Source organism: Brevundimonas sp. UBA5936, assembly GCA_002430835.1.
Classification (GTDB): Bacteria; Pseudomonadota; Alphaproteobacteria; order Caulobacterales; family Caulobacteraceae; genus Brevundimonas.
Map to the genome: position 1 here is coordinate 864 of DJDA01000013.1, position 15,303 is coordinate 16,166.

The following is a 15,303-nucleotide window of genomic DNA, read 5'->3' on the forward strand; positions in this document are numbered from 1 at the left end:
ACCTTCTGCAGCATCTGACGGACGATGACTTCGATGTGCTTGTCGTTGATCGGCACGCCTTGCAGTCGGTAGACCTCCTGCACTTCGTTCACCAGATACTCGGCCAGCGCTTCGACGCCTTGGATGCGCAGCAGGTCGTGCGGATCCGGGTTGCCGTCGATGATGTAGTCGCCCTTCTGGATCAGATCGCCGTCGTGGACGGAGATGTGCTTGCCCTTCGGGATCAGGAACTCGACCGCTTCGCCCTGGTTGCCGTCTGCATCGACCTCCGGGGTGATCTTGATGCGGCGCTTGTTCTTGTAGTCGCGACCGAACTCGACGCGGCCGTCCATCTCGGCGATGACCGCGCAGTCCTTCGGACGACGGGCTTCGAACAGTTCGGCCACGCGCGGCAGACCGCCGGTGATGTCGCGGGTCTTGGCGCCTTCGGTCGGGATACGAGCGACGATGTCGCCCGGCTTGACCTCGTCGCCGTTCGCCACCGACAGGATGGCGCCCACGGGCAGCAGGTAACGCGCGTCAGAACCGCTCGACAGCTTGGCGTAGCTGTCGCCCTGGGTCACGCCGACGGCCGGACGCAGGTCCGAACCGCGCGGGCTGGCGCGCCAGTCCGACACGACGCGCTGGGCGATGCCGGTGGCTTCGTCGGTCTCTTCCTTGACCGACAGGCCTTCGACCAGGTCTTCGAAGCGCACCACGCCGCCGACTTCCGTCAGGATCGGGGTGGTGTAGGGATCCCACTCGGCCAGGCGCTGGTTCTTGACCACCTCGCCGCCGTCCTTGACGCGCAGGCGCGCGCCGTACGGCACCTTGTAGGATTCGCGGTCCTTGCCGTCGACGGTCACGGTGACCACGACGTTGCGGCTCATGGACACCGGATCGCCGTGGGCGGCGATAACGGTCGGGCCGGCCACCTTGATGATGCCGGCGTTGGTCGCCTCGAAGAACGAGGTTTCCGCCACCTGGGCCGTACCGCCGATGTGGAAGGTACGCATCGTCAGCTGGGTGCCCGGCTCGCCGATCGACTGGGCGGCGATGACGCCGACCGCTTCGCCGATGTTGACGTTGGTGCCGCGCGCCAGGTCACGGCCGTAGCACATGCCGCAGATGCCGGCGTCGGCTTCACACGTCAGGGCCGAACGGACCTTGATGGACTGGACGCCGACCTTGTCGATCAGCTCGACTTCCTCTTCCTGCAGGTAGGTGTCCGCAGGGAACAGGACTTCGCCGCCCGGCTCCTTGATGTCCTCAGCCGCATAGCGACCCAGGACACGTTGGCCCAGCGAGACCAGCACGTCGCCGCCTTCGACCACGGCGCGCAGGGTGATGCCGCGCGTCGAGCCGCAGTCTTCCTCGGTGACGATGGAGTCCTGCGCCACGTCCACCAGACGACGGGTCAGGTAACCCGAGTTGGCGGTCTTCAGCGCGGTGTCGGCCAGACCCTTACGGGCGCCGTGGGTGGAGTTGAAGTACTCAAGGACGGTCAGGCCTTCCTTGAAGTTCGAGATGATCGGCGTCTCGATGATCTCGCCCGAGGGCTTGGCCATCAGGCCGCGCATGCCGCCCAGCTGCTTCATCTGAGCCTGCGAGCCACGAGCGCCCGAGTTGGCCATCATGAAGACCGAGTTGATGTCGGGCTCCTGGCCCTTGATCAGGACGCGGGGCTGGGCGATTTCGCCCATCATCTCGTCGGCGATCTTGTCCGTGGCCTTGGCCCAGGCGTCGACGACCTTGTTGTACTTCTCGCCCTTGGTGATGAGGCCGTCAGCATATTGCTGCTCGTACTCTTCGACCTGAGTGCGGGTCTCGTTGACCAGCTGTTCCTTCTTGGCCGGGATGACGATGTCGTCCTTGCCCACCGAGATGCCGGCCTTGGCCGCTTCGCGGAAGCCCATCTGCATCATCTGGTCGGCGAAGATGACCGTCGCCTTCTGACCGCAGTGACGGTAGACCTGATCGATCAGGTTGCCGATTTCCTTCTTGGTCAGGTTCTTCTCGAGCAGCCGGTAGCCGATGTTCGGGTTCAGCGGCAGCAGAGCGCCCAGTTTCATCCGGCCCGGCGTGGTGTCGATCACCTTGGTCACGACTTCGCCGTCCGAGTTCATCTCGGTCCAGCGCGCCTTGATCTTGGTGTGCAGCTTGACGACCTGGGCGTCCAGGGCCGCGTCGATCTCGCCCATGTTGGCGAACAGCTTGCCTTCGCCCGGCTGGTTCTCCTTGACCAGCGACAGGTAGTACAGGCCCAGGACGATGTCCTGCGACGGCACGATGATCGGCTTGCCGTTGGCGGGCGACAGGATGTTGTTCGTCGACATCATCAGCACGCGCGCTTCCAGCTGGGCCTCGAGGCTCAGCGGGACGTGCACGGCCATCTGGTCGCCGTCGAAGTCAGCGTTGAACGCCGTACAGACCAGCGGGTGCAGGCGGATGGCCTTACCCTCGATCAGCTTGGGCTCGAACGCCTGGATGCCCAGACGGTGAAGCGTCGGCGCGCGGTTCAGCAGGACCGGGTGCTCGCGGATGACCTCGTCCAGGATGTCCCAAACGGCGGGCTGTTCGCGCTCGACCATGCGCTTGGACTGCTTGACGGTGCCCGACAGGCCCTTGGCGTCCAGACGTGCGTAGATGAACGGCTTGAACAGCTCCAGCGCCATCTTCTTGGGCAGGCCGCACTCGTGCAGCTTCAGCTCGGGGCCCACGGTGATGACCGAACGGCCCGAATAGTCGACGCGCTTGCCCAGCAGGTTCTGACGGAAGCGGCCCTGCTTGCCCTTCAGCATGTCGGCCAGCGACTTCAGCGGACGCTTGTTCGCGCCGGTGATGACGCGACCGCGACGGCCGTTGTCGAACAGGGCGTCGACCGATTCCTGCAGCATCCGCTTTTCGTTGCGGATGATGATGTCCGGCGCGCGCAGCTCGATCAGGCGCTTCAGGCGGTTGTTCCGGTTGATGACCCGGCGATACAGGTCGTTCAGGTCCGAGGTCGCAAAGCGGCCGCCGTCCAGCGGCACCAGCGGACGCAGTTCCGGCGGGATGACCGGCACGATGGTCAGGATCATCCACTCGGGCTTGTTGCCCGACTCGATGAAGGCTTCCATCAGCTTCAGACGCTTGGAGGCCTTCTTGGCCTTCAGCTCCGACGGGCTGTCGGCCAGTTCGGCGCGGTGCTTCTCGGCCTCGGCGTTCAGGTCGATCGCCATCAGCAGGTTGCGGACCGCCTCGGCGCCGATCTCGGCAGTGAAGCCGTCGTCGCCGAACTCTTCCTGATAGTGATAGAATTCGTCTTCCGTCAGCAGCTGGTTCTGCTTCAGCGGGGTCAGGCCCGGCTCGGTGACGATGTAGTTCTCGAAGTACAGGACGCGCTCGACGTCCTTCAGCGCCATGTCCAGCATCAGCGAGATGCGCGACGGCAGCGACTTCAGGAACCAGATGTGGGCGACCGGAGCGGCCAGGTCGATGTGACCCATGCGCTCGCGGCGAACGCGGGCCAGGGTGACTTCAACGCCGCACTTCTCGCAGATGATGCCCTTGTATTTCATGCGCTTGTACTTGCCGCACAGGCATTCGTAGTCCTTGGTCGGGCCAAAGATACGGGCGCAGAACAGGCCGTCACGCTCGGGCTTGAACGTGCGGTAGTTGATGGTTTCCGGCTTCTTGATCTCGCCGAACGACCACGAACGGATCTTCTCCGGCGAGGCCAGGGCGATCTTGATCTGGTCGAAGGTCGGGGTGACCGGGACCGGGTTGAAGATGTTCAGGACTTCCTGGTTCATCTTTATTCCTTCTGCGGGAATGCCCCGCGAAAATCATTCAGAGAGGAGAACAGGCGGACCGCCCTCCCCCGCCGAAGCGAGGAAGGGCGCTTGATCCGGTCAGCTGTTTTCCAGCTCCACGTTCAGGCCCAGCGAGCGCATTTCCTTCACCAGCACGTTGAAGGACTCGGGGATGCCGGCCTCGAAGCTGTCGTCACCGCGGACGATGGCCTCGTAGACCTTGGTCCGGCCGGCCACGTCATCCGACTTCACCGTCAGCATTTCCTGCAGGGTGTAGGCGGCGCCGTAAGCTTCCAGAGCCCAGACCTCCATTTCCCCGAAGCGCTGACCGCCGAACTGCGCCTTACCGCCCAGCGGCTGCTGGGTGACGAGCGAGTACGGGCCGATCGAGCGGGCGTGGATCTTGTCGTCGACCAGGTGGTGCAGCTTCAGCATGTACACATAGCCGACCGTGACCGGACGCTTGAACTGCTCGCCGGTCTGGCCGTCGAACAGGATCGACTGACCCGAACGATCCAGATCGGCCGATTCCAGCAAATCCTCGATGTCCGAGATGCGCGCGCCGTCGAAGACCGGAGTCGCGAACGGAACGCCCTTGGACAGGTTCTGGGCCAGTTCGATCAGCTCTTCGTCGCTCTGCGGAAGCGGAGTGTCGGCGCCGTAGATCTGGGTCAGACGCGACACCAGGGCGTCGCGCATGCCGCCGTCCATCCACTGCTCGAGCAAGCCCTTGATCTGCTTGCCCAGGCCAGCGGCGGCCCAACCCAGGTGGGTTTCGAAGATCTGGCCGATGTTCATGCGCGACGGCACGCCCAGCGGGTTCAGAACGATGTCGACGTGGGTGCCGTCGTCCAGGTGCGGCATGTCCTCGATCGGCAGGATCTTGGAGATGACGCCCTTGTTGCCGTGACGGCCGGCCATCTTGTCGCCCGGCTGCAGCTTGCGCTTCACGGCCACGAAGACCTTGACCATCTTCATGACGCCAGGCGGCATCTCGTCGCCGCGCTGCAGCTTCTCGACCTTGTCTTCGAAGCGGCGGTCGAGGGCCTTACGGGCGTCCTCGAACTGCTTCTTCATGGCCTCCAGCTCGCCCATCGCCTTCTCGTCGTCGAGGGCGACCTGCCACCACAGGCCCTTGGACACTTCGGCCAGCTTCTCTTCGGTGACCTCGCCGCGGCCCATGCCCTTCGGGCCGGACACGGCGGTCTTGCCGAGCAGCAGCGGCTTCACGCGGCCGTAGACGTTGCGCTCAAGAATCTTGAGCTCGTCGTCGCGGTCCTTGCCCAGGCGCTCGATCTCGGCGCGCTCGATGGCCATGGCGCGCTCGTCCTTGTCGATGCCGTGGCGGTTGAACACGCGCACATCGACGATGGTGCCGGCGACGCCGGGCGGCAGACGCAGCGAGGTGTCGCGCACGTCCGAAGCCTTCTCGCCGAAGATGGCGCGCAGCAGCTTCTCTTCCGGCGTCATCGGGCTTTCGCCCTTCGGCGTCACCTTGCCGACCAGGATATCGCCCGGCTGGACTTCGGCGCCGATGGCCACGATGCCCGCCTCATCGAGGTTGCGCAGGGCCTCCTCGCCGACGTTCGGGATGTCGCGGGTGATCTCTTCCGGGCCCAGCTTGGTGTCGCGGGCCATGACCTCGAACTCTTCCAGGTGGATCGAGGTGAAGATGTCGTCGCGCACGATGCGCTCGGAGATCAGGATGGAGTCTTCGAAGTTGTAGCCGTTCCAGGGCATGTAGGCGACCAGGACGTTGCGGCCCAGAGCCAGTTCGCCCAGGTCCGTCGACGGGCCGTCGGCGATCACGTCGCCGGCCTTCACTTCATCGCCCACGCGCACGATCGGGCGCTGGTTAATGCAGGTCGACTGGTTGGAACGCTGGAACTTCGACAGGCGATAGATGTCGACGCCCGAACGGCCGGCGTCCACGTCGCCCGTGGCGCGAACCACGATGCGGGTGCCGTCGATCTGCTCGACCACGCCGTCACGACGGGCGATCACCACGGCGCCGGAGTCCACGGCCACGACCGCTTCCATGCCGGTGCCGACCAGCGGCGCGTCCGACTGCACCAGCGGCACGGCCTGACGTTGCATGTTGGCGCCCATCAGCGCGCGGTTGGCGTCGTCGTTTTCCAGGAAGGGGATCAGGGCGGCGGCGACCGAAACGACCTGTTTCGGCGACACGTCCATCATGTCGACCGTTTCCTTGGTCAGCAGCTGGGAGTCGCCGTTGATACGGCCCGGCACCAGCTCCTCGACGATCTCGCCGTCCTTCAGGTCGATGTTGGCCTGGGCGATGACGTGCTTCGCCTCTTCCATGGCCGAGATGTAGACCACCTCTTCCGTCGCCTTGCCTTCGACCACGCGACGGTACGGGCTTTCGATGAAGCCGTACTTATTCACGCGGGCGTGGGTGGCCAGGGAGTTGATCAGACCGATGTTCGGGCCTTCCGGCGTTTCGATCGGGCAGATGCGGCCGTAGTGTGTCGGGTGAACGTCGCGGACTTCAAAGCCCGCGCGCTCACGCGTCAGACCGCCCGGGCCAAGCGCCGAAAGGCGACGCTTGTGGGTGATCTCCGACAGCGGGTTGGTCTGGTCCATGAACTGCGACAGCTGCGACGAGCCGAAGAATTCACGCACAGCCGCAGCGGCCGGCTTGGCGTTGATCAGGTCGTGCGGCATGACCGTGTCGATATCGACCGAGCTCATGCGCTCCTTGATGGCGCGCTCCATGCGCAGCAGACCGACGCGGTACTGGTTTTCCAGCAGCTCGCCGACCGAACGCACGCGACGGTTGCCCAGGTTGTCGATGTCGTCGATCTCGCCGCGGCCGTCCTTCAGGCCGACCAGAATCTGCAGCACCTTCAGCACGTCGTCCTTCTGCAGGACGCGGATTTCGTCCGAAACCTCGGGGGTTTCCAGACGCATGTTCATCTTCACGCGGCCCACGGCCGACAGGTCGTAGCGCTCCGCGTCGAAGAACAGGGAGTTGAACATGGCCTCGGCCGCTTCCGGCGTCGGCGGCTCGCCCGGGCGCATGACGCGATAGACGTCGAACAGCGCGTCCTCGCGGCCCGTGTTCTTGTCCACGCGCAGGGTGTTGCGCATGTAGGCGCCGACCGTGACGTGGTCGATGTCCAGCACGTCGATGGTGGTGAAGCCGTTGGCTTCCAGCAGTTCGATCGCGGCGGCGTCCAGCTCGTCGCCCGCCTCGGCGTAGATCTCGCCGGTCTGGTAGTTGACGGCGTCAGCGGCCAGATACTTGGTCAGCAGGGCGTCAGCCGCCAGCGACAGCGACTTCAGTCCGCCGTCGGCCAGCTTCTTGGCGGCGCGGGCGCTGATCTTCTGACCGGCCGGGGCGACCACTTCGCCGGTGTCGGCGTCGACCAGGTCGAACTCCGGCTTCACGCCGCGCCAGCGTTCCGGCTTGTAGGGCGTGACCCAGCCTTCGCCGCGCTTCTCGTACGGAACCGTCTCGTAGAAGGTCTTGAGGATTTCCTCGCCGTCCATGCCGAGGGCCAGCAGGAAGGTGGTGGCGGGCAGCTTACGACGACGGTCGATACGGACGTAGACGATGTCCTTGGCGTCGAACTCGAAGTCCAGCCACGAGCCGCGGTACGGGATCACGCGGGCGGCGAACAGCAGCTTGCCGGACGAGTGGGTCTTGCCCTTGTCGTGGTCGAAGAAGACGCCCGGCGAACGGTGCATCTGCGAGACGATCACGCGCTCGGTGCCGTTGACGATGAAGGTGCCCTTGTCCGTCATGAGCGGGATGTCGCCCATGTAGACGTCCTGCTCCTTGATGTCCTTGACCGAACGGGCGCCCGTTTCTTCCTCGGTCTCAAAGACGATCAGGCGCAGCTTGACCTTCAGCGGCGCGGCATAGGTCATGTCGCGCTGGATGCATTCTTCGACGTCGTACTTCGGGTCTTCGAACTCGTAGGAGACGTATTCCAGGACGGCGCGTTCGTTGAAGTCCTTGATCGGGAAGACCGACTTGAAGACCGCTTCAATGCCCTCGTCGTTACGCAGGCCCGGGCGCGACTCGCGCTGCAGGAACTGCTCATAGGAAGCGCGCTGAACCTCGATCAGGTTCGGCATCTGCACGGCTTCGGGGATGCGCCCGAAGCTGTAGCGAATGCGCTTCTTGCCGGTAAACGACGTGGCGGCAGCGATCTTACCCAAGGCGAGACCGTCGGTGGACTTGGCCATTCTGTTTTCCCAATCGCGGCCCCTTGCGAGGCCCGCTCTCAATGCAGCAGCCACGGCGCGCCGACCGGCGATCCGTGACCGTAAATGTCTCTCGGCGTCCACCCTCGACCCGCATGCGGATCAGGACGCCTGGATGTATCCGCCCCCTTGGGGAGGGGCGACGCCTTCGCACCGGTCGGAGGGCGACAAACCGGGCCTCGGCGCTTTCGCGCGGGATTCATGGAATCTGCGGAGCGCGCATATATACGCCCTTCTTGGGCGAAATAAAGACCCCTCACGCGAGCAGTCGACAGTTTCGATCAGCGTGATAAGCCTAGCCTTATGAAGCACATCGTCCTGCCCGCTCTCGCCGCCCTGTCGCTTGCCGCCTGCGCCTCGACGCCCGATGTCGACTACCCCGGCCTGCGCGAGTCGGTCGGCCCGGCTACGCAGGAAAACTGGGAGGTCGGTCAGGCCGCCTATCTGATGTGGAACGGGCAGCGTCGCGGCTGGACCTCGACGGAATCCGGCCTGCAATACCGCCTGATCGGCAAGGCCAACCCCGAGGGCGAGCAGCCGACAGCGACCGACACGGTCAAGGTCCACTATCGCGGCACCTTCATCGACGGGCGCGAGTTCGACAGCTCCTATTCGCGCAACGAGCCGACCAGCTTCCCGCTGAACCGCGTCATCAAGGGCTGGACCGAGGGCGTCGCCCTGATGCGCGAGGGCGAAACCTATCAGTTCGTCATCCCCGCCGACCTGGCCTACGGCCCCCGCTGGATGGGCACGGAAATCCCCGCCAACTCGACCCTGCGCTTCACGGTCGAGCTGCTGGAAGTGAACCCCGAGCGCTAGTCCAGGTTCATGCCCGGCCTCCAGCCGCTTTCGGCAAGGAAGGCCTTGGCGTCCGTCATCTGCAATATCGCCCGCAGCGCCGCCTTCTTGTCCGGCGCGCGGCGATAGTAGGCCTTGGCGATGCGATAACCGGCCCAGTAGCCCAGATCCCCCGGCTTCTCCGGCGTGGAATTATAGACCCAGTCCTTCAGGTCGGTCTTGTCGATATCGGCGAGGAAGGCGGTCTCGATCTCGAGTTCACGGCCTCGGGTCTGCGGCTCGAGATAGGTATAGGCCGGCGCGCCCATCAGCAGTTCGGTCACGAACTCCGCGACGCCCTCGGCCAGCGACACCTCCAGCACCGTGAACTGCTCTTTTTCTGTAAGCTCCGGCGCCTGCTGGGTGTGGACATACTCGTGGATCAGAACGCCTACGAAGCGGTCCTCGATGTCGGGATTGATGAAGTCGGTGGCGCAAAGCGCCTCCAGCCCCACCTGGATTCCGTCCACCGGACTGCCGACCGCGACCGGGCGGCCGCGGCCGATCACGAAAGTCGCTGAAGGAAACTGCGCCTCGGGATACTGATCGATGAAACGAGCCAGCCCCTCGGCGACCCGCGTACGGACGCGCGGCAGGTGGTCGGCGCAGGCCCGCGCCTCGACATAGATTTCAGGCCGAGCGGCCATGGCCTCCGCCATCCTCGCGCCCGTCACCCTGCGCACCTTCGCCAGATGCGTCAGACCGGTGGAGCCGCCATCCAGATAGGCCTGCAACTGCTCGGCGCTCGGCCGTCCGGCGGCGCTGTCGTAGAGCGTGTAGAAGCGGTCAACGTCGCCGGTCTCGATCACGGGTTCATGGCCGACGCGATCGGGCGACGGCGCCTGGGCCGCACTGGCCGGAGGCGATGCTGAAATCGCCATCATCGCGGCGACGCTCGCCAAAATTCGCTTCCCGTCCATGTGATCTCCCTCGCCTTGTGACGCCGTCGTCAGGCTAGTACGCAACCGTAGCCGATGAAATCCGCCTCCGCGCAGGCGACCCAAACATGACGGCGAATTCATCCGCCCACCTCGGGCTTGACCATAGCCGCGACGCACAGTGATCTGCTGCGTCCTCGCCGCCTTGCCGGAAAGTCCCTCTGATGATGCGTCCCGCCGCCCGCCTGCTTGTCACCGCCTGCGCCTCCGCCTTGCTGTTCAGCGCCGGTGCGGCCCTGGCCCAGGTGGGAACGCCCGCCCTGCCCGTCGCCCTGGCGCCGATCCCGGCGGCCAAGGACGAGGCCTATCCCGGCGTCATCAAGCTGGATGTCGACGCCACCGACATCGACCGCCGCCTGATCCAGGTGCGCCAGACCATTCCGGTCAGCGGCCCTGGCCCTCTGGTCCTCTTCTATCCGCAATGGATTCCCGGCAACCACGGCCCGGTCGGCCCCGTCGCCAACGTCGGCGGCCTGACCTTCACCGCCGAGGGGCGGCGGCTGGAGTGGGTGCGCAACACCGTCCAGCCCTGGGCCTATCAGATCGAGGTTCCGGCCGGCGTGACCGAGGTCGAGGCCGCCTTCCAGTGGCTGACGCCCATCGAAGGCAATCAGGGCCGCGTCGTCGTCACCCCCGAGATGCTGAACATCCAGTGGGAGAAGGCCCTGCTCTATCCGGCGGGCTATTATTCGCGTCAGATCACCTTCCAGCCGACGCTGAAGCTGCCTCAGGGCTGGAAATACGGCGTCGCCCTGGACACCGTCAGCTTCGAGAACGGCCTGGCGACCTTCGCCCCGATCACGCTGGAGCATCTGGCCGACAGCCCCGTCTTCGCCGGCGCCCACTATCGCCAGATCGACCTGGATCCGGGCGGCCGTTCGCCGGTGCGCCTGAACGTCGTGGCCGATGACGCCAAGATGCTGGAGGCGACGGACGAGCACGTCCAACTGCACCGCAACCTGGTCCAGCAAGCCGACCGCCTGTTCGGCGCGCGCCACTTCAACCACTACGACTTCCTGCTGGCCGTGACGGACAAGCTGGGCGGCATCGGGCTGGAGCACCACCGCTCGTCCGAGAACAGCGTCGATGTGAAGTACTTCACCGACCGCGAGGCGACCCTGGCCGACCGCGACCTGCTGGGTCACGAATACACCCACAGCTGGAACGGCAAATGGCGCCGCCCGGCCGACCAACTGACGCCCAATCTGAACGAGCCGCTGCAGAACTCCCTGATGTGGGTCTATGAGGGCCAGACGCAGTACTGGGGCTTGGTCCTGACCGCCCGCGCAGGCCTGATGAGCAAACAACAGGCGCTGGACGTCCTGGCCATGAGCGCCGCCAGCTTCCAGCACATCCCCGGCCGCCAGTGGCGCGCCATGCAGGACACCACCAACGACCCCATCATCAGCCAGCGCCGTCCGCAGCCCTGGAGCAGCTATCAGCGCAGCGAGGACTATTACCGCGAAGGCGCGCTGATCTGGCTGGACGCCGACACCCTGATCCGCGAACGGACGGGCGGGAAGAAGTCGCTGGACGACTTCGCCAAGGCCTTCTTCGGCGTCGAGGACGGGAACTGGGATCCGGCACCCTACACCTTCGCCGATGTGGCCTCGACATTGAACGGAGTGCAGGCGAACGACTGGGCCGCCTTCCTGCGCGAGCGGCTGGACGCGGTCGGCCCCGACTCACGCGGTCCGCTGGACGGCTTCGAACGCGGCGGCTACCGCCTAGTCTTCAAGGAAGAGCCGTCAGGCTACATGGGCGCCCTGTATAAAGAGCTGGGCCGCAACGACTTCACCTATTCGCTCGGCTTCATGATGAACGGGTCGAACCGGATCACCTCCGTCCTGTGGGGCGGCCCGGCCTTCGAACAGGGGCTGACGTCGGGCTGGGAAGTCGTCGCCGTCGGCGGCCGCGCCGCCTCGGCCGACGCGCTGAAGGAGGCCGTCACCGCCGCCAAGGGGACGTCCGAACCGATCGAGCTGATCCTCAAGAACGGCGACCGTTTCAAGACGGTGCGCTTCGACTACCACGACGGCCTGCGCTACCCCCACCTGGAGCGGATCGAGGGCACGCCCGACCGCCTGGGCGACATCCTGAGCCCGCGTCGTCGATAGAGAACACCGCCAAAACTGCCTTCTCCCCTCGGGGGAGAAGGTGGCTCGCGGAGCGAGACGGATGAGGGGGGCGTCTGCTTCGCGCACCTCCATCAGTCGTTCTGCCTGCTGAAACCGCCCCCTCATCCGAGCGGCTCCGCCGCCCACCTTCTCCCCCGAGTGGAGAAGGGTTACGAGAACAACATGACCCTGACCCATCGCCTGCCCGCCGCCGCCCTCGCCCTGCTGCTGACCTCGGCCGCCTCGACCGCGCTCGCTCAGCAATGGACCGGCCCGCAGGCCCCCGCCGCGCCGACGCCGCAGAACACGCCCCTAGCCCTGCCCCGCGCCCTGCCGCCGATCCCGGCGCCGACGGCCGAGGCCTATCCCGGCGTCATCCGCTATGAGGTCGACGCCACCGACGTCGAGAAGAAGATCGTCCGCGTGCGCCAGACCATCCCGGTCACGCCCGGTCATCTGGTCCTGCTCTATCCGAAATTCCTGCCCGGCAACCACGCCGCGACCGGCCCGATCCAGCTGGTGTCCGGCGTGACGGTTCAAGGCGGCGGCGCCCGCATCGACTGGCTGCGCGACACCATCGACCCCTACGCCTTCCACATCGAGGTGCCGCAGGGCGTCAGCGAGATCACCGTCGACTTCCAGTGGCTGACCCAGCCGGACAGCTCGACCTGGCGCGTGGTCATGACGCCCGAGATGGTCAATCTGCAGTGGGAGAAGGCCCTGCTCTATCCGGCGGGCTACCGCTCGACCGGCATCACCTTCGCCCCGTCGATCCGCCTGCCGCAGGGCTGGAAATACGGCGTGGCGCTGGATACCGAGAGCTTCGTCGACGGCCTGGCGACGTTTGCGCCGACCGACCTCTACACCCTGATCGACAGCCCCCTGTTCGGCGGCGCCAATTTCCAGCGCATCGCCATCGACCCGCGCCGCGGAAACGGCGAAGGCGCCGTTCACCTGAACATCGTCGCCGATGCGGCCAAGGATCTGGCCCCCACGACCGAGCAGTTGGGCTGGTTCGAGAACCTGGTCACCCAGACCGACCGCCTGTTCGGCGCCCGCCCCTATGACCGCTACGACTTCCTGGTCGCCGCCACGGCGAAGATGGGCGGCATCGGGCTGGAGCATCACCGCTCGTCCGAGAACTCGGTCCCGACCGACTTCTTCACCAACTGGGGCAAGAGCATGGGGGCCGTCGGCCTCTTGCCGCACGAGTTCGTCCACGCCTGGAACGGCAAGCGCCAGCGCCCGGTCGATGAACTGACCGCCAATCACAACATCCCGACCCAGAACACCCTTCTGTGGGTCTATGAGGGTCAGACCGAATACTGGGGCGATGTGCTGACCGCCCGCTCGGGCCTGGCCTCCAAGGAAGACATTCTGGTCACCGTGGCCGAGAACGCCGCCTTCTATGACAACCAGCCCGGCCGCGAATGGCGCCCGCTGCAGGACACGAACAACCACAACCTACTCGGCTATCGCACCTCGAACCCCTATTCGTCGTGGATGCGCGGCACGGGCGACTACTACCGCGAGGCCCTGCTGATCTGGCTGGACGCCGACACCCTGATCCGCGAGGCGACGGGCGGGAAGAAGTCGCTGGACGACTTCGCCAAGGGCTTCTTCGGCGGCGACGACGGCTCCTGGGCGCCGCGCGGCTATACGTTCGACGACGTGGTCGCGGCGCTGAACGCGGTCCACCCGCACGACTGGGCGACCTTCCTGCGTACGCGCCTGGACGCCAGCGGCCCGGACGCCAGGGCCCCGCTGGACGGTCTGGCGCGCGGCGGCTACCGCCTGACCTACACCGACACCCTGACGGCCGACGAGAAGCGCATCCAGTCGGGCTGGGCCAACGACTTCCAGTATTCCCTGGGCTTCACCCTGTCCTCGTCGAACAAGCTGACCGGCGTCCGCTGGGGCGGCCGCGCCTTCGAGGCCGACATCGGGCCGGGCTGGGAGCTGGTCGCCGTCAACGACATCGCCGCCTCGGCCGAGAAGCTGCGCGACGCCGTCACCGCCGCCAAGGGAACCGACGCCCCGATCCGTCTGCTGCTCAAGAACGGCGACCGCTACCGCACCGTCGATTTCGACTATCACGACGGCCTGCGCTACCCGCGCCTGGAACGCATTCCTGGCACGCCGGATCGGCTGGGCGACATCCTCAGCCCGCGCCGTCGCTAAGGGTCCAAAGGCGCGCCGAGCAGATCACGGCTTGGCGCGACCGGCCGGGGCGGTTTAACCTGTCGGGGACGGGCGCCGCTTCGGACCGCCCACATGAGAACTCGGCCCATGCCGGAGACCCCTGGCGCGCCCGGACGGCGCGACACGCGGTCCCTGCCTCGGAGGCCCCGCAACAGCGGTGCTTTCGATCGAGACGCGCCCCTCTACGGCGCGCTCGACCTGGGGACCAATAATTGCCGCCTGCTGATCGCGCGTCCGGCGCGTGACGGCTTTCGCGTGGTGGATTCCTTCAGCCGCATCGTGCGCCTGGGCGAGAGCCTGTCGCGCACCGGCCGCCTGGACGATCGGGCGATGGACCGGGCCTATGACGCCCTGGCCCTGTGCGCCGAGCGCCTGGTGCGCAAGGGCGTCGATCCCAACCGCCTGACCGCCGTCGCCACCCAGGCCTGCCGCATGGCCGAGAACGGCCCCGACTTCGTCGAGCGGGTGCGGCGCGGCACCGGCCTGCGGCTGAGAATCATCGACCCGTCCGAGGAAGCCGCCCTGTCGGTTGCGGGCTGCCTGAACCTGTTCGATCCGCGCGCCGAGGCGGTGCTGGTGATCGACGTCGGCGGCGGCTCGACCGAACTGTCCTGGCTGATGAAGGGGCCGCGCGGCTTCGAGACCGCCGCCTGGATGTCGGCGCCGCTGGGCGTGGTCAGCCTGGCCGAACGCCACCCCGAGCCGGAAGGCAGCCCGCCTGAGTGGTATGAGGCCATGGTCGCCGACTTCGGCGCCGCCATCGCTACGGGCGGTCCCGAAGGCCCCGACTTCCTGGCGCGCGTCGGCGCCGGGCGCGGCCATCTGGTCGGCACCTCGGGCGCCATCACTAGCCTGGCGGGCATTCACCTGGAGCTGAAACGCTATCAGCGCGATCTGGTCGACGGCCTCTGGATGACGCGCGGCGACTGCGAAAGGGCGGCCGACCGCCTGATCGCCCTCGGTCCCGCCGGGCGCGCGGCCGAGAACTGCATCGGGCCGGACCGCGCTGACCTGGTGCTGGCGGGCGCGGCGATCCTGGAAGCCGTACAGCGCGCCTGGCCGTGCGAGCGGGTGCGCGTGGCCGACCGCGGCCTGCGCGAAGGCCTGCTGCTGCAGAAAATGCGCGAAGACCGGCAGCCTAAGCCGCGCCGTCGCCGTCGTCGCAAACGCAGCGGCGGCAGCGGCGCTTCCAGCGACTAGGCG

General features: G+C 66.3%; 7 protein-coding genes. 4 read left to right on the top strand and 3 right to left on the bottom strand.

Translation table 11 applies throughout. The annotated features are described in order from the left end of the window. Positions 1–3,773 (bottom strand): DNA-directed RNA polymerase subunit beta' (gene rpoC / locus B2Y21_RS01005; RefSeq protein ID WP_292056096.1); only part of this gene is annotated, 3,773 nt, incomplete at its 3' end. A 99-nt stretch (positions 3,774–3,872) separates the two neighbouring features. Then, on the bottom strand, positions 3,873–7,988 hold the full coding sequence (gene rpoB, locus B2Y21_RS01010; protein WP_125902216.1) for a DNA-directed RNA polymerase subunit beta: 4,116 nt from the start codon (positions 7,986–7,988) through the stop codon (positions 3,873–3,875). 321 nt (positions 7,989–8,309) lie between these two features. On the opposite strand from rpoB, the gene B2Y21_RS01015 reads away from it, so the two are divergent. After that, a complete protein-coding gene (locus B2Y21_RS01015) occupies positions 8,310–8,825 on the top strand; it encodes an FKBP-type peptidyl-prolyl cis-trans isomerase (protein ID WP_292056101.1) in 516 nt (171 codons plus the stop codon). Here the strand turns inward: B2Y21_RS01015 and B2Y21_RS01020 are convergent. Beyond that, on the bottom strand, positions 8,822–9,763 hold the full coding sequence (locus B2Y21_RS01020; protein WP_292056103.1) for a DUF2268 domain-containing putative Zn-dependent protease: 942 nt from the start codon (positions 9,761–9,763) through the stop codon (positions 8,822–8,824). The two genes, B2Y21_RS01015 and B2Y21_RS01020, sit on opposite strands and share 4 nt — an antisense overlap. Positions 9,764–9,948: 185 nt before the next feature. Between B2Y21_RS01020 and B2Y21_RS01025 the strand changes: the two genes are divergently transcribed. The 3 genes from B2Y21_RS01025 (at position 9,949) to B2Y21_RS01035 (ending at position 15,300) form a co-directional block, all read left to right on the top strand. Beyond that, positions 9,949–11,898, top strand: coding sequence for a M61 family metallopeptidase (locus tag B2Y21_RS01025; protein ID WP_409410810.1), 1,950 nt, complete (start codon positions 9,949–9,951; stop codon positions 11,896–11,898). Between the two features lie 183 nt (positions 11,899–12,081). Continuing rightward, the gene (locus tag B2Y21_RS01030) at positions 12,082–14,079 is read left to right on the top strand and encodes a M61 family metallopeptidase (RefSeq protein WP_292056108.1); all 1,998 of its coding nucleotides are present in this window, start codon (positions 12,082–12,084) and stop codon (positions 14,077–14,079) included. Between the two features lie 108 nt (positions 14,080–14,187). Then, a complete protein-coding gene (locus B2Y21_RS01035) occupies positions 14,188–15,300 on the top strand; it encodes a Ppx/GppA phosphatase family protein (protein ID WP_292056110.1) in 1,113 nt (370 codons plus the stop codon). Positions 15,301–15,303: the final 3 nt, after the last annotated feature.